The organism is Pseudomonas sp. (assembly GCF_030690725.1).
In the GTDB taxonomy this organism is placed as follows: domain Bacteria; phylum Pseudomonadota; class Gammaproteobacteria; order Pseudomonadales; family Pseudomonadaceae; genus Aquipseudomonas.
The window spans coordinates 70,408-89,853 of record NZ_JAUYGD010000053.1; the positions used below are offsets into that span (position 1 = coordinate 70,408).

General features: G+C 62.0%; 28 protein-coding genes. 10 read left to right on the forward strand and 18 right to left on the reverse strand.

The genetic code is table 11. From position 1 onward, the window contains the following. The first annotated feature begins 12 nt into the window (after window positions 1-12). The 3 genes from Q8O69_RS12920 to Q8O69_RS12930 are packed head-to-tail and all read left to right on the forward strand — an operon-like array spanning window position 13 to window position 2,575. Complete coding sequence (locus tag Q8O69_RS12920) at window positions 13-1,179, forward strand: beta-ketoacyl-ACP synthase III (protein WP_305592716.1); 1,167 nt, start codon at window positions 13-15, stop codon at window positions 1,177-1,179. After that, complete coding sequence (locus Q8O69_RS12925) at window positions 1,176-1,583, forward strand: hypothetical protein (protein ID WP_275962212.1); 408 nt, start codon at window positions 1,176-1,178, stop codon at window positions 1,581-1,583. The genes Q8O69_RS12920 and Q8O69_RS12925 overlap by 4 nt, the downstream gene beginning before the upstream one ends. Beyond that, a complete protein-coding gene (locus tag Q8O69_RS12930; protein ID WP_305592719.1) occupies window positions 1,580-2,575 on the forward strand; it encodes a BtrH N-terminal domain-containing protein in 996 nt (331 codons plus the stop codon). Before Q8O69_RS12925 ends, Q8O69_RS12930 begins: the two co-directional genes overlap by 4 nt. A gap of 64 nt (window positions 2,576-2,639) precedes the next feature. Here the strand turns inward: Q8O69_RS12930 and Q8O69_RS12935 are convergent, their stop codons facing one another. Genes Q8O69_RS12935 through Q8O69_RS12960 form a run of 6 tightly spaced genes read right to left on the reverse strand, consistent with a single transcriptional unit; the run spans window position 2,640 to window position 7,022 of the window. Continuing rightward, window positions 2,640-3,197 (reverse strand): hypothetical protein, encoded by a 558-nt coding sequence (locus Q8O69_RS12935; protein ID WP_305592721.1) that lies wholly within the window; start codon window positions 3,195-3,197, stop codon window positions 2,640-2,642. After that, window positions 3,188-4,312, reverse strand: a complete 1,125-nt coding sequence (locus Q8O69_RS12940) for a beta-ketoacyl synthase N-terminal-like domain-containing protein (RefSeq protein ID WP_305592723.1) — start codon at window positions 4,310-4,312, stop codon at window positions 3,188-3,190. Before Q8O69_RS12940 ends, Q8O69_RS12935 begins: the two co-directional genes overlap by 10 nt. Next, window positions 4,309-4,575 carry an acyl carrier protein gene (locus tag Q8O69_RS12945; RefSeq protein WP_275962216.1) on the reverse strand — a complete coding sequence of 89 codons (267 nt, stop codon included), beginning with the start codon at window positions 4,573-4,575 and terminating at the stop codon, window positions 4,309-4,311. The genes Q8O69_RS12940 and Q8O69_RS12945 overlap by 4 nt, the downstream gene beginning before the upstream one ends. After that, window positions 4,557-5,741, reverse strand: coding sequence for an ABC transporter permease (locus Q8O69_RS12950; RefSeq protein ID WP_305592725.1), 1,185 nt, complete (start codon window positions 5,739-5,741; stop codon window positions 4,557-4,559). The genes Q8O69_RS12945 and Q8O69_RS12950 overlap by 19 nt, the downstream gene beginning before the upstream one ends. Beyond that, window positions 5,738-6,622, reverse strand: coding sequence for an ABC transporter ATP-binding protein (locus Q8O69_RS12955; RefSeq protein ID WP_305592727.1), 885 nt, complete (start codon window positions 6,620-6,622; stop codon window positions 5,738-5,740). Before Q8O69_RS12955 ends, Q8O69_RS12950 begins: the two co-directional genes overlap by 4 nt. Beyond that, entirely contained in the window at window positions 6,615-7,022 is a 408-nt protein-coding gene (locus tag Q8O69_RS12960) for a beta-hydroxyacyl-ACP dehydratase (RefSeq protein ID WP_305592729.1), read from the reverse strand. Before Q8O69_RS12960 ends, Q8O69_RS12955 begins: the two co-directional genes overlap by 8 nt. 102 nt (window positions 7,023-7,124) lie before the next feature. Between Q8O69_RS12960 and Q8O69_RS12965 the strand changes: the two genes are divergently transcribed. Next, window positions 7,125-7,679 carry an isoprenylcysteine carboxylmethyltransferase family protein gene (locus tag Q8O69_RS12965; RefSeq protein WP_305592731.1) on the forward strand — a complete coding sequence of 185 codons (555 nt, stop codon included), beginning with the start codon at window positions 7,125-7,127 and terminating at the stop codon, window positions 7,677-7,679. A gap of 4 nt (window positions 7,680-7,683) precedes the next feature. On the opposite strand, the gene Q8O69_RS12970 is transcribed toward Q8O69_RS12965, so the two are convergent. Continuing rightward, entirely contained in the window at window positions 7,684-8,118 is a 435-nt protein-coding gene (locus tag Q8O69_RS12970; RefSeq protein ID WP_305592733.1) for a hypothetical protein, read from the reverse strand. A 108-nt stretch (window positions 8,119-8,226) separates the two neighbouring features. On the opposite strand from Q8O69_RS12970, the gene pip reads away from it, so the two are divergent. Both pip and dtd read left to right on the forward strand, forming a co-directional pair. Then, window positions 8,227-9,198 carry a prolyl aminopeptidase gene (gene pip, locus Q8O69_RS12975; RefSeq protein WP_305592735.1) on the forward strand — a complete coding sequence of 324 codons (972 nt, stop codon included), beginning with the start codon at window positions 8,227-8,229 and terminating at the stop codon, window positions 9,196-9,198. Beyond that, window positions 9,195-9,632, forward strand: a complete 438-nt coding sequence (gene dtd / locus Q8O69_RS12980; RefSeq protein WP_305592737.1) for a D-aminoacyl-tRNA deacylase — start codon at window positions 9,195-9,197, stop codon at window positions 9,630-9,632. The genes pip and dtd overlap by 4 nt, the downstream gene beginning before the upstream one ends. Here the strand turns inward: dtd and Q8O69_RS12985 are convergent. Together Q8O69_RS12985 and Q8O69_RS12990 are read right to left on the reverse strand one after the other, a co-directional pair. Beyond that, on the reverse strand, window positions 9,629-10,216 hold the full coding sequence (locus tag Q8O69_RS12985) for a 2-hydroxychromene-2-carboxylate isomerase (protein ID WP_305592739.1): 588 nt from the start codon (window positions 10,214-10,216) through the stop codon (window positions 9,629-9,631). The genes dtd and Q8O69_RS12985 overlap by 4 nt on opposite strands. A gap of 46 nt (window positions 10,217-10,262) precedes the next feature. Further along, the gene (locus tag Q8O69_RS12990; RefSeq protein ID WP_305592741.1) at window positions 10,263-10,991 is read right to left on the reverse strand and encodes an SDR family oxidoreductase; all 729 of its coding nucleotides are present in this window, start codon (window positions 10,989-10,991) and stop codon (window positions 10,263-10,265) included. Window positions 10,992-11,091: 100 nt separating this feature from the next. Between Q8O69_RS12990 and Q8O69_RS12995 the strand changes: the two genes are divergently transcribed. Continuing rightward, entirely contained in the window at window positions 11,092-11,577 is a 486-nt protein-coding gene (locus Q8O69_RS12995) for a helix-turn-helix domain-containing protein (RefSeq protein WP_305592743.1), read from the forward strand. A 98-nt stretch (window positions 11,578-11,675) separates the two neighbouring features. On the opposite strand, the gene Q8O69_RS13000 is transcribed toward Q8O69_RS12995, so the two are convergent. The 9 genes from Q8O69_RS13000 to ubiE form a co-directional block, all read right to left on the reverse strand. After that, window positions 11,676-12,383 (reverse strand): 16S rRNA (uracil(1498)-N(3))-methyltransferase, encoded by a 708-nt coding sequence (locus tag Q8O69_RS13000; protein ID WP_305592745.1) that lies wholly within the window; start codon window positions 12,381-12,383, stop codon window positions 11,676-11,678. Continuing rightward, the gene (gene tatC, locus Q8O69_RS13005; protein ID WP_305592747.1) at window positions 12,380-13,183 is read right to left on the reverse strand and encodes a twin-arginine translocase subunit TatC; all 804 of its coding nucleotides are present in this window, start codon (window positions 13,181-13,183) and stop codon (window positions 12,380-12,382) included. The genes Q8O69_RS13000 and tatC overlap by 4 nt, the downstream gene beginning before the upstream one ends. Next, a complete protein-coding gene (tatB, locus tag Q8O69_RS13010; RefSeq protein ID WP_305592748.1) occupies window positions 13,180-13,533 on the reverse strand; it encodes a Sec-independent protein translocase protein TatB in 354 nt (117 codons plus the stop codon). The genes tatC and tatB overlap by 4 nt, the downstream gene beginning before the upstream one ends. A gap of 3 nt (window positions 13,534-13,536) precedes the next feature. Beyond that, on the reverse strand, window positions 13,537-13,767 hold the full coding sequence (gene tatA, locus Q8O69_RS13015; protein WP_275962231.1) for a twin-arginine translocase TatA/TatE family subunit: 231 nt from the start codon (window positions 13,765-13,767) through the stop codon (window positions 13,537-13,539). A gap of 28 nt (window positions 13,768-13,795) precedes the next feature. Beyond that, window positions 13,796-14,128: a phosphoribosyl-ATP diphosphatase gene (locus tag Q8O69_RS13020; protein ID WP_275962437.1), complete on the reverse strand. Its 333-nt coding sequence runs from the start codon at window positions 14,126-14,128 to the stop codon at window positions 13,796-13,798. A 7-nt stretch (window positions 14,129-14,135) separates the two neighbouring features. After that, on the reverse strand, window positions 14,136-14,537 hold the full coding sequence (gene hisI, locus Q8O69_RS13025) for a phosphoribosyl-AMP cyclohydrolase (protein ID WP_305592749.1): 402 nt from the start codon (window positions 14,535-14,537) through the stop codon (window positions 14,136-14,138). Between the two features lie 67 nt (window positions 14,538-14,604). Continuing rightward, window positions 14,605-16,194: a ubiquinone biosynthesis regulatory protein kinase UbiB gene (ubiB, locus tag Q8O69_RS13030; protein WP_305592750.1), complete on the reverse strand. Its 1,590-nt coding sequence runs from the start codon at window positions 16,192-16,194 to the stop codon at window positions 14,605-14,607. Then, entirely contained in the window at window positions 16,191-16,808 is a 618-nt protein-coding gene (locus tag Q8O69_RS13035) for an SCP2 domain-containing protein (RefSeq protein ID WP_305592751.1), read from the reverse strand. The genes ubiB and Q8O69_RS13035 overlap by 4 nt, the downstream gene beginning before the upstream one ends. Next, window positions 16,808-17,578 carry a bifunctional demethylmenaquinone methyltransferase/2-methoxy-6-polyprenyl-1,4-benzoquinol methylase UbiE gene (gene ubiE / locus Q8O69_RS13040; RefSeq protein WP_090254901.1) on the reverse strand — a complete coding sequence of 257 codons (771 nt, stop codon included), beginning with the start codon at window positions 17,576-17,578 and terminating at the stop codon, window positions 16,808-16,810. The genes Q8O69_RS13035 and ubiE overlap by 1 nt, the downstream gene beginning before the upstream one ends. A 174-nt stretch (window positions 17,579-17,752) precedes the next feature. Here ubiE and Q8O69_RS13045 point away from each other — a divergent pair, with 174 nt between their 5' ends. The 3 genes from Q8O69_RS13045 (at window position 17,753) to Q8O69_RS13055 (ending at window position 19,427) form a co-directional block, all read left to right on the forward strand. Next, window positions 17,753-18,031, forward strand: a complete 279-nt coding sequence (locus tag Q8O69_RS13045) for a polyhydroxyalkanoic acid system family protein (RefSeq protein WP_275962236.1) — start codon at window positions 17,753-17,755, stop codon at window positions 18,029-18,031. Window positions 18,032-18,181: 150 nt separating this feature from the next. Continuing rightward, a complete protein-coding gene (locus tag Q8O69_RS13050) occupies window positions 18,182-18,622 on the forward strand; it encodes a phasin family protein (RefSeq protein WP_275962237.1) in 441 nt (146 codons plus the stop codon). 10 nt (window positions 18,623-18,632) lie between these two features. Further along, a complete protein-coding gene (locus Q8O69_RS13055) occupies window positions 18,633-19,427 on the forward strand; it encodes a phasin family protein (protein ID WP_305592752.1) in 795 nt (264 codons plus the stop codon). Window positions 19,428-19,446 lie beyond the last annotated feature (19 nt).

Here is a 19,446-nt window from a genome sequence, read left to right on the forward strand (position 1 = left end):
TGAGGAAGTCCCGTGGTACAACCTGTATTTATCAATCGCATCAGCGCTTTCCTGCCCCATGAGCCGGTCGACAACGAGCAGATGGAAGCGTGCCTGGGCCTGGTCGGCGGCAAGCCGTCGCGCGCGCGCAAGCTGATTTTGCGTAGCAACGGCATCCAGCAGCGTCACTATGTGATCGACCCGCAGACCGGCGCGCCGAGCATGAACAATGCCCAGGTCAGTGCGGCAGCGATTCGCGGCCTGTTGGGCGGCGATTTCCAGCTGGCGGATCTTGATTGTCTGGTGGCCAGCAGCGCCTCACCGGATCAGGTCATGCCCGGCCATGCGGTGATGGTGCAGGGCGAACTGGGCAACCCACCGTGCGAAGTGGTGTCCACCGCCGGTATCTGCCTGTGCGGCATGACCGCGCTGAAATACGCTTGGATGAGCGTGGCCAGTGGCGAAAGCCGCAACGCCGTGGCCTGTGGCTCGGAAGTGGCTTCGACGCTGATGCAGGCGAGCAACTTCAACGCCGAGTATGAGAGCCGCCTCGACGAGTTGGAAACCCACCCGGAAATCGCCTTTGAGAAGGACTTTCTGCGCTGGATGCTCTCCGATGGCGCCGGTGCCGTGCTGCTCCAGGGCCAGCCGAACCGCAAGGGCCTGAGCCTGCGCATCGACTGGATCGACATCTTTTCCTTCGCCGACCAGATGCCGCCGTGCATGTACGCCGGGGCGGAAATGGTCGACGGCCAGCTGCAGGGCTGGAGCCGCTATGAAGGCGCTGAGCGCAATCGGCGCTCGCTGATGGCGATCAAGCAGGACGTCAAACTGCTTAACGACAACATCGTCAAATACACCGTCGAAGAAACCCTCAAACGCATCATGGCGCGCCGCGAGCTGCATGCCGAGGCGATCGATTATTTTCTCCCGCACTACTCGTCGGAGTTCTTCCGCGAACGCCTGTCCGTGGGCCTGGCCAATGCGGGTTTGCCGATTCCGCAAGAACGCTGGTTTACCAACCTGACCAGCAAAGGCAATACCGGCGCTGCGTCGATCTTTATCATGCTTGATGAGTTGTTCAATTCAGGTAGCCTGCGCAGCGGCCAGCGTTTGCTCTGCTATGTGCCAGAAAGTGGGCGCTTCTCCAGCGCCTTTATGCAGTTGACAGTGGTTGGCCAGGACGGTGACAACACATGAAGCTCGATGAGGTTCCCCAGGATCACAGCTCCACTTACGGCGGCCACTGCAAGTTGGTCTACGCCGTGGATGCCAGCGGCCATTATCAGGGCGCGCAGAGCGATGGCTGGGAGCCGGAAGCCTTCGCCACCCAGCTGGCTGTAGCCGAACTGCAGGAGCAGGAAGCCGAGGCCGAAGCGGGCTGGCAGCGCGGCGAGCTGTCGCCACTGAAGTGCCTGATGTACCGCTACCGCCTGGATGAGCCGGCGCTGGCGCAGATTACCGGGCTGTGGCAATGGCGTATTCGTCGGCATTTTCGCCCGACGATTTACCGCAAGCTGTCGGCAGCCATCCTGGCGCGTTATGCGGAGGCGTTCGGCCTGCCCGTTGAGCAATTGATTTCTTATCAGAAGGGCATGGCATGAGCAGCTTTCAGCATCAACAGAGCGCCCACTGCGAAAGCGGGGTGATGGCCAGCCTGTTGACCCATGCCGGTCTGCCGATAAGCGAGCCGATGGCCTTCGGCCTGGCGTCTGGCCTGGCGTTCGCCTACCTGCCGATCGTCAAACTTAGCGGCATGCCGCTGATTGCTTACCGCATGCCGCCCAAGCACCTGATCAAGACCCTGAGTAAGCGTTTGGGGGCGAAGCTGCACACGCGCACCTTTGGCGATCCCGAGCAGGGCCGTCGTGAGCTGGACGCCGCGCTGGACAGCGGTCGCCTGGCCGGGCTGCAGAGTTCGGTGTTCTGGTTGCCGTACTTTCCGCCGGAGATGCGTTTTCACTTCAACGCGCACAACCTGCTGGCCTATGGCCGCGAGGGCAATGACTACCTGATCAGCGACCCGGTGTTTGAAGAACCGGTGCGTTGCGCCGCCGAAGACCTGCAGAAAGCCCGTTTCGCCAAAGGTGCGCTGGCCGCCAAGGGGCTGATGTACTGGCTCGATGATGTGCCGCTGGAGCAGGACTGGAACAAGCTGATCCGCCAGAGCGTGCTCTCCACCACGCGCATTCTCGATGGCATGCCGCTGCCCTGGATCGGTATTCGCGGCATCCAGCATCTGGCCAAGCAGATCGACAGACTCGATCCGGCGCAGAGCAAATACAACCGTCTGTACCTGACCCATATTGTGCGCATGCAGGAAGAAATCGGCACCGGCGGTGCGGGTTTTCGCTTTATGTACGCGAGCTTTTTGCAGGAGGCCGGCGAGCTGATCGGCGACGCCAGCTTGCAGGAGGCCTCGGCCCAGCTGACGGCGATCGGCGATGATTGGCGGCAGTTCGCCTCGGCCTGCGTACGCGCCAGCCGCAACAAGGGTGAGACGCCAAGCTTTGCGCCCATCGCCGAGAGTCTGCGCAGCATTGCCCTGCAGGAGCGTGGGTTGATGCAGGAACTGGCGGCCTGGAGCAAGCGGTAGGTGGATCGTGCTTTATCGATCCACCGATCAGTACCACAGGGGGATGAAAACAGCGTCATCCACCCTACAGATGCAGGCGCAGCACCTCGACACCACGGCTTAGCTCGGCAAAGTCGTTGGCGTAAGCCCCGGCTATCGCCCCCTCCAGCAGCAGCGCCTGCACGCAGAAATCCCCCCGCTCATCACAAACCAGCAGCAACGCCTGCTCGATCAAACCATCCTGCAAATCCAGATTGGCCAGGGTCTGCAATTGCGCCCAGACCTGCTCGCCAGCACCGATAAATAGATTCGGCCCGTCGATGCCCAGTTGCTGGGCGATATGAAAGCCGGCGGCGTTGCTGACGCTATTCACAAACTCGAAGGGCTTGGGCTGTTTGTGCTGCACGTACACCGCTTCCAGCAACGCGCCCATGGTGGCCCGCGCCGGGTGGGCGGAGGCCAGGTACAGGCCGCAGTTGTTGCGCACCTGTGCTTTCAGGGGCGCAGCGGCCAGCAGGCATTGCAGGATCAGGCGGTCGATACGCCGTGGCGGGCTGTCCAGCCACTGGCCGAGGGCTGCCTTCAACTGTTTGTCATCCGTGCTGGCCAGGCCATGGACTTCACTGGCGGCTATTACCGGCATGTCATGTCCCCCTGAGCGCAGCCTTGCAATACCAGGCTGGCGTTATTGCCGCCAAAGCCGAAGAAGTTGGTCAGCAGCAGGCTATCTGCCGCCAGTTGCTGCGGTTCTGCACTCAATGGCAGCAGTGCTTCGCTGGCGTAGCTCACGCCGGGCAGTGGGCCGTTTTGCAGGGCCTTGAGCAGCAGCAGGCTTTCACTTAGCCCGCAGGCACCCAGGGTATGGCCGAGCCAGGGTTTGAGCAGGCTTAGGCCCGGCATCTGTTCGCCATAGAGCAGGCGCATGCCGTTGCTTTCGGCTACATCGTTAGCGCTGGTGGCGGTGCCGTGCAGTTTCACCAGGTCGATCTGCGCCGCCGTGCAGCTGGCGCTGCGTAGCGCCTGTTGCATGACCCAGTGGATATGACTGCCATCTTCGCGGGTGGTGGTTAGGCTGCTGGTGTCGCAGGCGCTAAAACCGCCCAGCAGGCGCGCCAAGGGTGCGTCATCCGGCTCGCGGCCGAGCAGCACGGCGGCATAGGCTTCGCCCAGCAGCAGGCCGTCGCGCTCGGGGTGAAAGGGCCGGTACTGGCCGCTGGGGCTGGTCAGCATCAGCGCGCCGAAACCCTGCTTGGCGATAGCGCTGGGGGTTTCGAAACTCAGCACCAGGGCGCGGGCGTACTGACCGGTGTTGACCAGCCGGGCACCATACAGCAGGCCGTTGGCGGCGCTGGTGCAGGCGGTATTCAGGGTAAAGGCGGCGGCAAAACCCCAGCGCTGGCGCAGCTGGCTGGCGAGCAGATCCAGCGGCGTTGAGTCTTCCGGGCGAAAGCCCTGCTGCTGGCGGGTCAGGGCTTCCAGTTCGCTGATATCCAGGCTGGTGCTGGCGATAATCAGCAGGCAGTCGTCGAGTGCCTGAGGATTGGCACCGAGGGTTTCGCCGAGCAGGCGATCCAGGCGCTCACTCAGGCTTTCGCCAGTTTTCGTGGCGTACAGATAAGTACGCGGCTCAAGCACTTCATGCAGCACAAAGGGCTCGCCCTGGGGCGGCTGATCGCTTTGCAGGGCGCGGGCGGCGCTGTGCAGGTCATCACCCAGGGCGCAGTGCAGGGCGGCGCGTTGCAGATAGATCGGGGTCACTGCTGCTGCCTGATATAGGCGGCGATGCTGGCGATAGTGCCGAGGATGCGTCGACCGTCCTTGGCGCCCTCAATACGCACGCCGTAGTGCTGCTGCAGCGCCAGGGAGACTTGCAGGGCATCCAGGCTGTCCATGGCGATACGGCTCTTCGCGCCGAACAGTGGCTCGTCATCGCTGATGCTTTGCCAGTCGATATCATCTTCCTTGTCGCACTCGCGGATCAGCAGTTGTTTGAGTTGTTGTTCTAGTAGTGAGTGGTCCATTGCGTGCGCTGTACTCGTCGGGTGAACAAAAGCAGCCCGGCCACGCCGCACAGCGCTGCAAACAGCAGCAGGCGTGCGCAGTAGGGGGCGATGTCGGCCAGTGAGCCGTGGCCCACCAGCAGGGTGAGAAAGGCATCCAGCGCCCAGCTCATTGGGGAGATTTCCGCCAGTTGGGCCATGGCCGCCGGCATTACACTTTTCGGCACCATAATCCCGCCAATCGCGGCGAGGAGGATATTGATACCGCCGCCGAGCAATAGCGCCTGCTCGTTGCTGCGCGCCAATGCGGCCAGCAGCAAGCCCAGGCTGCAGGTGGCCAGAGCGATGCTGATGGCCAATAGCGGGTAGGCCACGGCGCTACCGGGCAGGCTAAGCGCCGGCAGACCAAGCAGTGGTAGGCCGTAGACGCCAATACTCAGCAGCAGAGCGAACTGCAGCAGGTTGATGGCGAAGTACGGCAGCAGTTTGCTCAACACCAGGGTGCCAAGGTTTAGCCCGAGGCAGCGCAGGCGCAGCAGGGTGCCGCTTTGTTGTTCGCGCTGAAAGCCACCGGCCATGGGCAGCACGACGAAGAACATGCCGAAAATCAGCCAGGCCGGCACGCTCAGTTGGGTGGCGTTGGCACGGCCGCTAAGGTCGCCGCTGGCCAGCTGTTCCTGCTCATTGATCTGGCTCTGGGTGCGCTGCTGCACCAGTTGCAGGCGCTCGGCGCGGCTTAGTTCGGCATCGATCACACCGCTATCTTCCAGATAGGCCAGCAGCCGGGTCTGCGCCAGGGCGATGCTCACCGCGCTGTGCAAGCGCTGGCGCGAGAGTTTGTCGAACTGCGCCGGGAAGCTCAGGCTCGGCCCTTGATGCGGGCTGTCCAGCAGCTTGTCGGAGAAGTCTGCGGGCAAGCGCACATGGGCCAGGCTTTCGCTGCTCTCGTCGAACAGCTGGCTGTCCGGCAGTTGCGCCTGCAAAGCGTCGCGGAAGAACTGGCTGGCGTCGTCGTGCGGCGCTTCGATAATCAGGCGCAGCGCCGGCGGCTTGTCCTGCATATAGCTGGACATGGCCCCTGCCATCAGCAGCAGAAACAGGGTCGGCATAATAAACAGCACGGCCAGCGCATGGGGGTCGCGCAGCAGCAACAGCACTTCCTTGCGCGCCAGCGCCCAGAGCCTCATAGCCGGCCTCCGTTAAGGCGCAGGTAGAGCTGCTCGAGCGAAGGGCGGCCAAAGCGCAGCAGATTGGGCAGGCCATCCTGCGCGGCAACAAATTCGCTGATTGCCAGCAGCTGTTGGCCGTTCAGGGCGGCAATACGCAGGCCCTTGGGCAGCACTTCGACCGTCAGCTGCAGGCTCGCGAGCAGTTGGTGAAGGCCGGCGGGTGGCGCGTCCGGCCATTCCAGCAGCAGGCCGTGGTCGTCGCCGAGCAGCTGGCGCTTGTCCAGGTCCAGGCGCACCTGACCTTCGTGCAGCAGCAGAATGCGCTGCGCCACCCGCTCGACCTCTTCCAGGTAGTGGCTGGTGTAGATCACCGCCTTGCCCTCGGCGGTCAGCTGTTCCACGGCGGCCAGCAAGTGTTGACGACTCGCCGCATCGACGCCCACGGTGGCTTCATCGAACAGATAGAGATCGGCGGGTTGCAGCAGGCCGATGGCGAAATTCAAGCGCCGCTGTTCGCCGCCGGAGAGCTGCTCGCTGCGCCGGGTCAGCTTGTCTTGCAGGGCGCAGATTTCGATGCACTGCTGCAGGCGCTGGCGGCGCTCATTGCCGCGCAGGCGATAGAGGTCGGCAAAGAGTTCGAGGTTTTCGCCCACCTTGAGCCCGGCATAGAAGGCCAGCTGTTGCGGCACCAGGCCGAGCCTGGGTTGGCCCTCCCAGCGCAGCTCGCCCTGCTGCAGCGCCAGCACGCCGCTCAGCAGCGAGAGCAGGGTGGTCTTGCCGGCGCCATTGCTGCCGAGCAGGCCCAGGCATTCGCCGGCCTGCAGCTGCAGGTCGATGCCTTGCAGTGCGGCGCGGTTGGCTCCTGGATAGCTGTGGACGACATTGCGCAGTTCAAGCATGGATCAGCACCAGCAGCAGTTTGCCGTCGAGCAGCAGGCGTTGCTCGCTATGGATGCTGAAGGCATACAGCGCGCCGGCCGGGCTTAGCGCTTCTTGCTGGGCGCTGACCTGCAGCGCGCCACTGCGCTGGGTCGGTTCATGGTGCAGCTGCAACTGCGAGAGCTTGCCGACCAGTGCCATTTCAATGGCACTGGCATCGCCGTATAAGGCACCATGCGCGGCGCATAATTGGGCGGCCGCCTCGAACAGCAGGCAGGGTGAGGCGTCGGTGCCAAATGTGTCCAGATAGCGCCAGGCACTCAGGCCCTGAATGTTCAGGCTGTCATGCGCCAACAGGCCATCCAGCCAGAGGGCTGGGCCTTGGTGGGGCAGCAGGCTGTGCAGTTGAGTGCGATCCATTGCGGGCGGCCGAGGTAAACAGGCCGGCAGTGTAACAGAGGGGCTGCAGGTCACGCAGCGCCTGGCTTTGACGGATTATTGGGCGGAGTGGGAGAAGGCGTTATGGGCTGGTTGCAGGGGTTGGCCTTCGGGCTGGGGACATTGGTGTTGCTGGCGCTGTCCTGGCGGGCGTTGCTGCGGCCGCAGTCCCACGGCTTCTACCGGTTCTTCGCCTGGGAGGCGATTTTGGCCTTGCTGGTGCTTAACGGGCCGGTCTGGTTTGTCGACCGTTTTGCCCTGCATCAGCGCCTGTCCTGGCTGTTGTTGTTCGCCTCTTTGCTGCTGCTGTTTGCCGGCCTCTATCAGCTTCGGCGTATGGGCCGTCCCGATGGGCAGCGTACGGATGCCGAGCTGTTCGCCTTCGAGCGCACCTCGCAGTTGGTCACCAGCGGCATCTTCCGCCTGATCCGCCACCCGCTGTACGCCTCGCTGCTGTTGCTGGCTTGGGGCGTGGCCTGCAAACAGCCCAATGGCCTGAGCCTGGTTCTGGCATTACTGGCCAGCCTGGCACTCTGGCTGACCGCCAAGCGCGACGAGGCCGAGTGTTTGCAGCAGTTTGGTGAGGCGTACCGCGACTATATGCAGCGCAGCAAGATGTTTATTCCTTGGCTCCTCTAATCATCTATTCCCAGTTCAGCCGCGCCAGCTTCCACTCATCGCCTTCCAGCCACCATTCCAGTTTTACGCTGTAGTGACGGGCACTGTCGGGTATCAAACCTTCGGCGCCGGCCAGACCGACCTGGGCCTCGGTGTGGCCTTTTTCGCGGTAGGTCGTATCGAGGTAGCTGTTCTTGCTCAGGGCCAGCACCTTGACGTTCTTGTGGCGCATAAACAGCAGCAACATGGTGCGCTGCGCCCACTCGCGGTCGAACTCCCCCTGGGCCGAAAACTGCGGGTGCAATTGGTCGAGTACCGCGCTGTTCTGCTTCGCCTCCAGATTGTCCTGCAGTTGTTGCACGGCCGCTTCCAGCGCTGCTTGCGGGTCATCCTTGGCGCCGCAACCGGCGAGCAGGGTGCAAAACATTAGGAAAGCTAAGGCAAATATCCTTGTTGGCATGCTCAACTCCTTTTTCATGGTTATGATGCCCGGCAGGGCTTTAGGCGGCCGCGACAGGCGAATCACCTTCGCCAGCCGTCAAGTTACGCATCAATTCAGGAGCATGCCATGCAGACCTTGTATCCGGAGATTAAACCCTACGCCCGTCATGAGCTGGCGGTGCAGGCGCCGCACGTGCTCTATGTCGACGAAAGTGGTTCGCCGGATGGTTTGCCCGTGGTGTTTATCCATGGCGGCCCGGGTGCCGGGTGCGACGCTGCCAGCCGGCGCTACTTCGACCCCAACCTCTATCGCATCGTCACCTTTGATCAGCGTGGCTGCGGCCGTTCCACCCCCCACGCCAGCCTGGACAACAACACCACCCAGGCGCTGATCGCCGACATGGAGCAAATCCGCGAGCACCTCGGTATCGACAAGTGGGTGCTGTTCGGCGGCTCCTGGGGTTCGACCCTGGCCCTGGCTTACGCCCAGGCCCATCCGCAGCGCGTGCATGGGCTGATTCTGCGCGGCATCTTCCTGTGTCGCCCACAGGAAATTCAGTGGTTCTACCAGGAAGGTGCCAGCCGCCTGTTCCCCGATTACTGGGAAGACTACCTGGCGCCGATCCCGGCCGATGAGCGTGGTGATCTGGTACAAGCCTTCCATAAACGGCTGACCGGCCCGGATCAGATTGCCCAGATGCACGCCGCCAAAGCCTGGTCGACCTGGGAAGGCCGCACCGCCACCCTGCGCCCTAATCCGCAGGTGGTCGACCGCTTCAGCGACGCCCACCGCGCGCTGTCGATCGCCCGCATCGAATGTCATTACTTCGTTAACAACGCCTTCCTCGAAACCGATCAGCTGTTGCGCGATATGCCGAAGATCGCCCACCTGCCGGGGGTAATCGTGCATGGCCGCTATGACGTGATCTGCCCGCTGGACAACGCCTGGGCACTGCATCAGGCCTGGCCGAACAGCGAACTGCAGATCATCCGCGACGCCGGCCATTCGGCGGCCGAAACCGGGATCACCGACGCCCTGGTGCGTGCGGCGGATGAACTGGCGCGGCGCCTGCTCAACCTGGCTCCGGACGAAGCATGAAGGCACTGATCCAGCGCGTGCGCGGTGCACGGGTGGAAGTAGCGGGTGAGGTGGTTGGCGCGATTGATCAGGGCCTGCTGGCGCTGGTCGGCGTTGAGCCGCAGGACACTCCGGCCAGCGTCGAGAAAACTCTGCACAAACTGCTCAACTACCGCGTGTTCAGCGATGCGGCCGGCAAGATGAATCTGTCGCTCAGCGATATTGGCGGCGGTCTGCTGCTGGTCTCGCAATTCACCCTGGCTGCCGATACCAAGAGCGGCCTACGGCCAAGTTTCTCCAGCGCTGCACCGCCGACGCTGGGTGCTGAACTGTTCGACCTGCTGGTCGCCCAGGCCCGCGCCAAGCACCCGCAGGTCGCTACCGGCCAGTTCGGTGCCGATATGCAGGTGCATCTGGTTAATGATGGGCCGGTGACCTTTCTTCTAGAAAGCTAGCGCGCCAGGGCTTCGGCGACAAAATCCAAGCGATCCTGACCGAAGTGCATCTCGCTGCCGACAAAGAACGTCGGTGCGCCAAACACGCCGCGTTTGACCGCCTCTTCGGTGGTGGCCTTGAGGCGTTCTTTGACCACTTCATCGCTGACCAGGTGCTCGAACTCGGCCGGGTCGAAGCCAGCGGCGCTAAGCACTTCGGCGACTACTTCAGGTTTGCCGAGGTTCTTCTGTTGCACCCATAGCGCCCCGAAGATGGTTTTCACGTAGTGCTCGAAACGCTCGCTGTTTTCATAGCCGGCCGCGCCGCGCATCAGCGTCAGGGTGTTGATCGGGAAGCCCGGGCTGAAGGCCATCGGCACGCCGTAGCGACTGGCGAAACGCGCCAGGTCCTTGAGCATCCAGGCGCCCTTGCTCGGAATCATGACCGGCGACTGGTTACCGGTGGCCTTGAATACGCCGCCGAGCAGCATCGGTCGCCAGACGATCTGCGCGCCGGCTTCGCGGGCAATTCGCGGTAACTGAGTCCAGGCCAGGTAGCTGGCCGGGCTGCCGAAATCGAAAAAGAACTCTAGGGTTTTGCTCATTACATGCTCCTTTGGGAGGTCTTGTTATTGGGAGAGCGCGCAGTTGTTAAAACGTCTCGGACCATGGCCGTAGATCCAGCTCATGCACCCAGCAATCGCGAGGCTGGCAATGGATCTGCCAGTAGGTGTCGGCAATGTGCTCGGGGTTGAGGATGCCGTCCTGATCCTTAAGTTGGTAAAGCTGGGGAAAGGTATCGCGGATAAACGCAGTGTCGATGGCCCCGTCGATGATCGGGTGCGCGACATGGATGCCTTTGGGGCCGAGTTCGCGGGCCATGCTCTGGGCCAACGCACGCAGGGCGAACTTGGCGCTGGCGAAGGCGGAGAAATTCGCCCGGCCGCGCAAGGAAGCTGTGGCGCCGGTAAAGATGATGGTGCCCTGGCCACGCGGCAGCATGACCTTGGCCCCTTCACGGCCGGTGAGAAAACCAGCCAGCGCCGCCATTTCCCAGACTTTGCGATAGACCCGTTCGGTGGTTTCGGTAATGGAAAACTGCACGTTGGCGCCGATGTTGAACACCACCGCATGCAGTGGGCCGACCTCGCGCTCAATGGTGGCGAACAGCTCGACCACTTGCTCTTCGATCCGCGCATCGCAACCAAAGGCGCGAGCCGTTCCGCCAGCCGCTTCGATCTCTGCTACCAGTGGGCCAAGTTTCTCGGCATTGCGCCTTGCCACACAGGCGACATAGCCCTCGCGGGCGAAGCGCTTGGCGATGGCGCCGCCCGTGGCATCCCCCGCACCGACGACCAGAATTGCTTTGCGTTCGCTCATTGCAGTCTCCATAAGTTCTATTTTGGAACCGTGCTTGATAGTCAGTTCCATTTTGGAACCTGTCAAGCTATGGTGAGCCATTGCGGTTGGAGACTGGCTTATGCGTTGGGAAGAACTTGAGCAGCAACCCTGCTCCCTGGCTCGCACGTTATCGGTGGTGGGTGACCGCTGGACGCTGCTGGTGCTGCGCGAGAGCTTTCTCGGTATTCGTCGTTTCGACGAGTTCGAGAAACGCCTGGGGATTACCCGCCACGTGCTGGCCGAGCGGCTGAAAAAGCTGGTGGACGCTGGGGTGCTGGACAAGGTGGCCTATCAGCAGCGGCCGTTGCGTGAGGAATACTGCCTGAGCGCCAAGGGCCGCGATCTGTATCCGGCCATCATGGCCCTGGTGCATTGGGGCGACCGCCATATGAGCGGCGCCGAGGGTGCGCCGATTCGGCATATACACCGCACCTGTGGGCAGCCGATGCATGGCGTGCTGGTGTGTTCGGATTGTGGAGAGCCGCTTGAACCTAGGGATGTTCAGCTGGAAGAAGCGCCTGCGCTCAAGGGGCAGCTATTACCTGTGCATTGGCATGCACAATAGACTGGAGAGAAACCGTAGGAGCACGCCATGCGTGCGAGCGATTTCCCAGATACCGCCACTCGCGGGCATGGCCCGCTCCTACATAGTCAGGTGTTCGTTTAGAAAAGTCGCGCCAACAAGGCAGTAACCGCGGTTTCCACCCGCAGAATCCGCGCGCCCAGTTGCACCGGTTGCAGGCCTGCTTCGGCAAGCTTTTCCACTTCGTAGGCAATCCAGCCACCTTCCGGACCGATGGCCAGCGTCACGGCCTGTTCGACTGCCCGTGGGCAGGCCGGGAAGTCACCGGGGTGGCCGACCAGACCCAGGGTATCGGCTGCGATGCCTGGTAGTTGGTCTTCGACAAAGGGCTTAAAGCGCTTTTCGATAATCACTTCCGGCAGCACGGTATCGCGGGCTTGCTCCAGGCCAAGGATCAGTTGCTCGCGAATGGCTGCGGGTTCCAGAAAAGGCGTCTGCCAGAAGCTTTTTTCCACCCGGTAGCTGTTCAGCAGAATCAGCCGAGGCACGCCCATGCTGCTGACGGTTTGCAGCACGCGGCGCAGCATCTTCGGTCGGGGCAGGGCCAGCAGCAGGGTCAGTGGCAGTTTTTCCGGCGGTAGTTGGTCGAGCTGGATCGACAGCTCGGCATGCTCGGCATCCAGACGCAGCAACTGACCGCTGCCCATCAGGCCATTCAGGCGGCCAACACGCAGGCTGTCGCCGGCTTCGGCGCGATGAACCTCATGCAGGTGCTTGAGGCGGCGGCCGCTAAGCAGCACGCGGTCGGCGGCGATAAAGTCGCCGTCTTCCAGTAGCAGCAGGTTCACGGTTGCGCGGCGGGCGGCTGGTCGTTGGAGGGGCTGTCGCTTTCGGCTTCAGCCGCCGCGTCCTGTTCGGCGCGGCGTTTGACCAGGCTGCCGCAGAGCAGGCCAGCTTCGAACAGCAGCCACATGGGCACGGCCAGCAGGGTTTGCGAGAACACGTCCGGTGGAGTCAGCACCATGCCGACGACAAAGCAGCCGACTACCACATAGGGCCGGCTTTTACGCAGGGTGGCAACGTCGACAACGCCGATCCAGATCAGCAGAAAGGTGGCAATCGGGATCTCGAACGCCACGCCGAAGGCGAAGAACAGGGTGAGGACGAAATCCAGGTATTGACCGATATCGGTCATCATCGCCACGCCTTCCGGGGTCACGCTGGCGAAGAAGCCGAACATGATCGGGAACACCACGAAGTAGGCGAAGGCCATGCCGGCGTAGAACAGCAGGATGCTGGAGATCAGCAGCGGTATGGCAATGCGCTTCTCGTGCTTGTACAGCCCGGGCGCGATAAAGCCCCAGATCTGATGCAGGATGATCGGTATCGCCAAAAACAGCGCAACCATCAGCGTCAGCTTGAACGGCGTGAGGAACGGCGAGGCCACCCCGGTGGCGATCATCGTCGCGCCTTCGGGCAGGTAGGCACGCAACGGCGCGGCGACCAGCGCGTAGATGTCCTGGGAGAAATAGAACAGTCCGGCGAACAGCAGCAGGACGGCGCCGACAATACGCAGCAGGCGCGTGCGCAGTTCGGTCAGGTGGGAGACCAGGGGCATTTCCTGATCGCTGTCCGGTCGTTGGCTCATGGCTGCGGGCTTTTATCCTGGCGGGTGCTATCAGTCGCGGCGGCCGACTCTGCTGCTGGGGGCGTGGCAGGGCTCGGTTCCGTGATGCTGCTGAGCGGCGCGTTGAGGCTTTGCTTCATCGCGTTCATTTCCCGCTCCAGCTCAAGGATCTGCTCGTTATGCAGTTGGCGGCGGATTTCATCCGCGCCGATCTCGCGCTCGACTTCAGCCTTGATCGCACTGAAGCTGCGTTTGATCCGGCCGATCCACAAACCGGCCGTGCGCACTGCGCCGGGCAGGCGATCAGGCCCCAGCACCACCAGGGCGACCACCGCGATCAGCAGCAGCTCGGTAAAGCCGATATCGAACATGGCTTAGTCTTTTTTCGCCGGCTCTTCGACCTTGCGCGCCTGAGCGTCAATGGTCTGGCCTTTGGGTTCTTCCACGGCAGGTTTGTCTTCTTCGTTGCCCATGGACTTCTTGAAGCCCTTGATCGCATCGCCCAGATCCGAGCCGAGGCCCTTGAGGCGCTTGGTGCCGAACAGCATGACCACGATCAGCAGGACGATCAGGAGTTGCCAGATGCTAATGCCACCGAATCCCATAACGCGTACTCCGTAATTTAAGGGTTAATCAGTCTTGTGCGCGCGCAGCTTTTTCCGCGTGCCCGGACAAGCCGAAACGCCGGTCCAGTTCGTCCAGTACGGCTTGGGGATGCTGGCCGAGTGCGGCGAGCATGACCAGGCTGTGGAACCACAGGTCGGCGGTTTCATAAATCACATCGCTGCAGTCACCGCTGACGGCAGCATCCTTGGCGGCGAGGATGGTTTCCACCGATTCCTCACCGACCTTTTCCAGAATCTTGTTCAGGCCCTTGTGGTACAGGCTGGCGACATAGGAACTGTCGGCGGCCGCGCCTTTGCGCGACTCCAGCACTTCGGCCAGGCGGCTCAGGGTGTCGGTCATGTCCGCGCTACTCATGACTGCCTCCTGCGGCATAGATGGCATGCGGGTCTTTGAGTACCGCATCGACGGTTTTCCACTCGGCATTCTCATAGACGCGATAGAAGCAGCTCTCGCGACCGGTATGGCAGGCGATGCCGCCCAGTTGCTCGACCATCAGGATGATCACGTCGGCGTCGCAATCCAGGCGCAGCTCGTGGAGCTTCTGCACATGGCCGGATTCTTCACCCTTGCGCCACAGCTTGCCACGCGAGCGCGACCAGTAGATGGCACGCTGCTCGGCGGCGGTCAGGGTCAGGGCCTCACGGTTCATCCAGGCCATCATCAGCACGCGGCCGGTTTTGTGGTCCTGGGCGATGGCCGGCACCAGGCCGTCCGCGTTCCAGTTGATTTCGTCGAGCCAGTCAGTCATTGCGCTATCCGCCCATCTCGGGCTGTTTGATTCAGAAAGCTAGTGTGCCAGTGCGCACCCGGTGTGGCTATCGGCGCAGCACCAGATAGAGGCCGCCGGCGAGCATCAGCCAGCTCGGCCAGGCGATCAGGCTTAATGCCAGGCCTTGTGTAGCCGCGCCAGCGATCAGCGCTGCGCCGAGCAGGCGGGCCGGCCATTGGCGGCTCGGTGCAGGCTGTTCCTGACGGCTGGTCGGTTGCTGGTTTAGGCGCTCCAGGGTTTCGCGGGCGATCTGCGACAGGTGCGGCACCTGCTCGGCCTGCAGTTGCAGGTTGCGCAGCAGGTGCAGCGGGCTGATGCGCTCGCGCATCCAGCGTTCGAGAAACGGCTGGGCGGTGCTCCACAGGTCCAGATCCGGGTACAGCTGACGCCCGAGGCCTTCGATATTCAGCAGGGTCTTCTGCAGCAGCACCAGTTGCGGTTGCACTTCCATATTGAAGCGTCGCGCGGTCTGGAACAGGCGCAGCAGCACCTGGCCGAAGGAGATGTCCTTCAGTGGTTTTTCGAAGATCGGCTCGCACACGGTGCGGATTGCCGCCTCGAAATCATTGATCTTGGTTTCCGCCGGCACCCAGCCCGAGTCGATATGCAGCTGCGCCACGCGGCGGTAATCGCGCTTGAAGAAGGCGATCAGGTTGCGCGCCAGGTAGTCCTGATCTTCGGCGGTGAGGCTGCCGATGATGCCGCAGTCGATGGCAATGTACTGCGGATTCCACGGTGTGCGGGTGCTGACGAAGATATTGCCGGGGTGCATGTCTGCGTGGAAGAAGCTGTCGCGGAACACCTGGGTGAAGAAAATCTCCACGCCGCGCTCGGCCAGCAGTTTCATGTCGGTGCGCTGGTCGGCCAGGGTGTCCAGGTCGGTGACCTGAATGCCGTAGATACGCTCCATCACCAGCACTTTCGGCCGGCAATAGTCCCAGTACACCTGCGGCACATAGAGCAGCGGCGAGCCTTCAAAGTTACGCCGCAGCTGGCTGGCGTTGGCCGCTTCGCGCAGCAGGTCGAGCTCGTCGTAAATGGTCTTTTCGTAATCGCTGACCACTTCCACCGGGCGTAGCCGGCGCGCGTCTGCGGAGGCGCGCTCGGCCACTTTGGCGAGCAGGAACAACCAGGCGATGTCCTGCTCAATCACCGGTTTCAGGCCGGGGCGGATGACCTTGACCACCACCTCTTCGCCGCTTTTCAGCTGCGCGGCATGTACCTGGGCGACGGAGGCCGAGGCCAGCGGCTGCGTATCAAAGCGGGCAAACACTTCACCGACCTTGGCACCCAGCTGGGACTCGATCAGCGCCAGCGCCTTGGCCGGATCGAAGGGCGGTACCTGATCCTGCAGCTTGGCCAGCTCATCGGCGATATCGGTTGGCAGCAGGTCGCGGCGGGTGGAAAGCAGCTGGCCGAACTTGATAAAGATCGGCCCCAGTTCCTCCAGCGCCAAACGCAAGCGTGCACCGCGCGACAGCAACAAGTCGCGGCGTGGCAGCCAGCGCCAGGGCAATACATAACGCAGCGCGCGTGCCCAGAAGGGCAGCGGCAGGGCGAATAACAGGTCGTCCAGCTGGTAGCGAATGACTACGCGCTGGATACGCAACAGACGACGAACGGCAAGCAGCTTCATGCGATGGGCTTATGGCGTTGGGCGAGGCGCTCGATGCGCGCGTCGAGTCGGTCGAGGGATAGCTTGAGGTGGTCCAGTTCGGCGAAGCGCGCATCGGCTTCGCGCTGGCCGACCAGGCTGCGGGATTCTTCACTGAGGTAATCGGCCAGGTTCAGGCGCAGGCTGTCGAGCGCCTGGCTGCTCCAGTTCACTCGGCTGCGCAGATGGCCACCGAGCAGCTGGCTGCCGACCGGGCCGAGCCAGCGCGACAGTTCGTATTCCCAGTCCAGCTCGAGATCCTGAAGGATTCCGGCCAGTTCCAGCAGGGCGGCGCTATCGCCATCCAGGCTGACGTCCGGGCTGTGCAGGATGCTGGTCTTGTCGCGGCTCAAGGCCAGACGCACCAGACTGGCGGCGGGGGCGCGCAGGTGGCAATCCGCTTCACCCGCCCACTGCGCGGCCAGTTGCAGACCGCTGGCGCTGGGCAGGATAAACAGCTGCAGATTCGGTGCGGCGCACTCCACGGCAATCACCCGGCCACTCAAGCGCGCCAGGCGCGGCAGCGCGGTGCTGTCCATGGCCAATACGCGATTGAGGCCGAGTTCGACGCCGGCCAGCAGCCCGGTCAGCAGCATCAGGGCTTGATGCCGCGGTGCAGGGCGACGATGCCGCCGGTCATATTGTGGAAGGTCACGCGCTCGAAGCCGGCTTCAACCATCATAGCCTTGAGGGTGTCCTGATCCGGGTGCATGCGGATCGACTCGGCCAAGTAGCGGTAGCTTTCGGCGTCGTTGGTGATCAGCTTGCCGGCCAGCGGCATGAACTTGAACGAGTAGGCGTCGTAGAACTTCGACAGCAGCGGGCTGGACGGTTTGGAGAATTCCAGGATCAGCAGGCGACCGCCCGGTTTGAGCACGCGCAGCATCGAACGGATGGCGTCCTCTTTATGCGTCACGTTGCGCAGGCCGAAGGCGATGGTCACCACGTCGAAGTGGTTGTCCGGGAACGGCAGTTTCTCCGCATCGGCCTGGACGAAGCTGACGTTGCCGGCCACGCCCTTGTCGAGCAGGCGATCACGGCCGACACGCAGCATCGATTCGTTGATATCAGCCAGCACCACTTCGCCAGTCGGACCGACCAGGCTGGAGAACTTACGGGTCAGATCGCCGGTGCCGCCGGCGATATCCAGCACCCGGTTGCCACTGCGCACGCCCGACAGTTCGATGGTGAAACGCTTCCACAGGCGGTGCATACCGCCCGACAGCACATCGTTCATCAGGTCGTACTTGGCCGCCACCGAGTGGAAGACTTCGGCGACTTTTTCCGCCTTCTGGCTTTCCGGCACGCTCTGGAAACCAAAGTGCGTGGTGGGTTCGCTGTCGCTGCTCTTGCGCGGATCGTTCATCTTGCCCTTTCCTAAAACACAGAGGCTGCATCTAAAGTGGCGGCCATTCTAAACCTAAAAGCCGCCCTAGGCTTCAAGCCGCGCGCGCAAGTAAAAGCCTGAAGGCTTTGCACCCGCGCAGCTTGCTATAGTCTCGCGACCTAAGGTCGCAGTTAACTGGCGAGGAGAAATGCCATGGCCAAGATCACCGTCGAACGTCCCCACTCCCTGGGGCGCGAAGTCGCCCGGGAAAAAGCCGAGCAACTGGCCGAGCGCCTGGCCCGCGAATACGACGTGCGCTACCGCTGGAATGGCGACAACCTGGAGTTCAAGCGCAGCGGCGCGGATGGCCGTATTGAAGTGCATGAGCACAGCGTGCGTGTGCAGCTCAGCCTGGGGCTGTTGTTGTCGGCAATGAGCAGCAGCATCAAGCGCGAAATTGAAGAAGTGCTGGATAAGAATCTGCAGGCGTGAGGTTTTTATGGCCGTTGCTGGGCATTCTTAAAGATGGCTTTCTGTAATTTTTTACAGGCTTAGTATGCGGTTTCTAATTTTCATCGATACCGTGCTCCTAAGCCTGCATTCCGTGGGCGTTTCCTCGAAACACTTAGAGTGAGGTGCACCATGTCGAAAGTTGCCGTTAAAAAGAAAGCCGTCGTTGAAGAAGCCAGCAGCGTGCTGAGCGACGCAAAAGTGTACGCCCGCAAGATTTACTTGGCTGGCCTGGGCGCTTACGCCAAAGCGGGCCAGGAAGGTGCCGAGTACTTCAAAGAACTCGTGAAGAGCGGCGAAGGCGTTGAAAAACAAGGCAAAAAACTGGTCAACGAACAAGTTGAAGCAGCCAACAGCCAGATCGACAGCGTTAAAAGCACTGTCACCAGCAACGTCAGCAGCGTCAAAGGCAAGTTTGAAGTGCAGCTCGACAAAATCGAGAAAGCCTTCGACAACCGCGTTGCCAGCGCCCTGAACCGCATTGGTATCCCGTCCAAGCAGGATGTTGAAGCACTCTCTGCTAAGCTGGATGAGCTGAGCGCGTTGCTCGAGCACGTCGCGCGTACCAAGTAAGGAGAGCAGGATGGCTGTCAAAAAGAAAACCGAAAAGCAAACCACTTCCTGGATCGGCGAAGTAGAAAAATACTCGCGTCAAATCTGGCTGGCTGGTTTGGGTGCCTACTCCAAGGTCAGCAAGGACGGCAACAAGCTGTTCGACACGCTGGTCAAGGATGGCGAAAAAGCTGAGAAGCAAGCCAAGACCGAAGTCGACAAGCAAGTTGGCGCAGTGAAGTCCACTGTGGGTTCGAAAGTGGACACTGCCAAGTCGAAAGTCGATGAAGTCAAAGACAAGGCTATTGGCAAGTGGGGCGAGCTGGAAGAAGCCTTCGACAAGCGTCTGAACAATGCCATTTCGCGTCTCGGTGTACCGAGCCGCAATGAAGTGAAAGCGCTCAACGCCAAAGTGGAAAGCCTGACCAAGCAGATCGAGCAACTGACCGGTGTTTCGGTTAAGTCGGTCAAGCCTGCCGTCAAGAAGGTTGCTGCCAAGCCTGCCGCTAAACCCGCTGCCAAGCCGGTTGCCAAAGCTGCAGCTAAGCCAGCGGCCAAACCTGCCGCTAAACCGGTAGCCAAGGCTGCTGCCAAGCCAGCTGCTAAACCTGCTGCCAAGCCGGTTGCCAAAGCAGCAGCTAAACCAGCTGCCAAACCAGCTGCCAAACCAGCAGCCAAGCCTGCCGCTAAACCGGCAGTCAAAGCTGCCGCCAAGCCGGCACCAGCCAAGCCAGTAGCCGCCAAACCGGCTGCTCCGGCAGCCGCTGCTGCACCTGCTCCGGCCGCTGCACCTGCTGCACCCGTGACACCTGCCGCCCAGTCGTAAGACGCGCAGCAGTCAACGC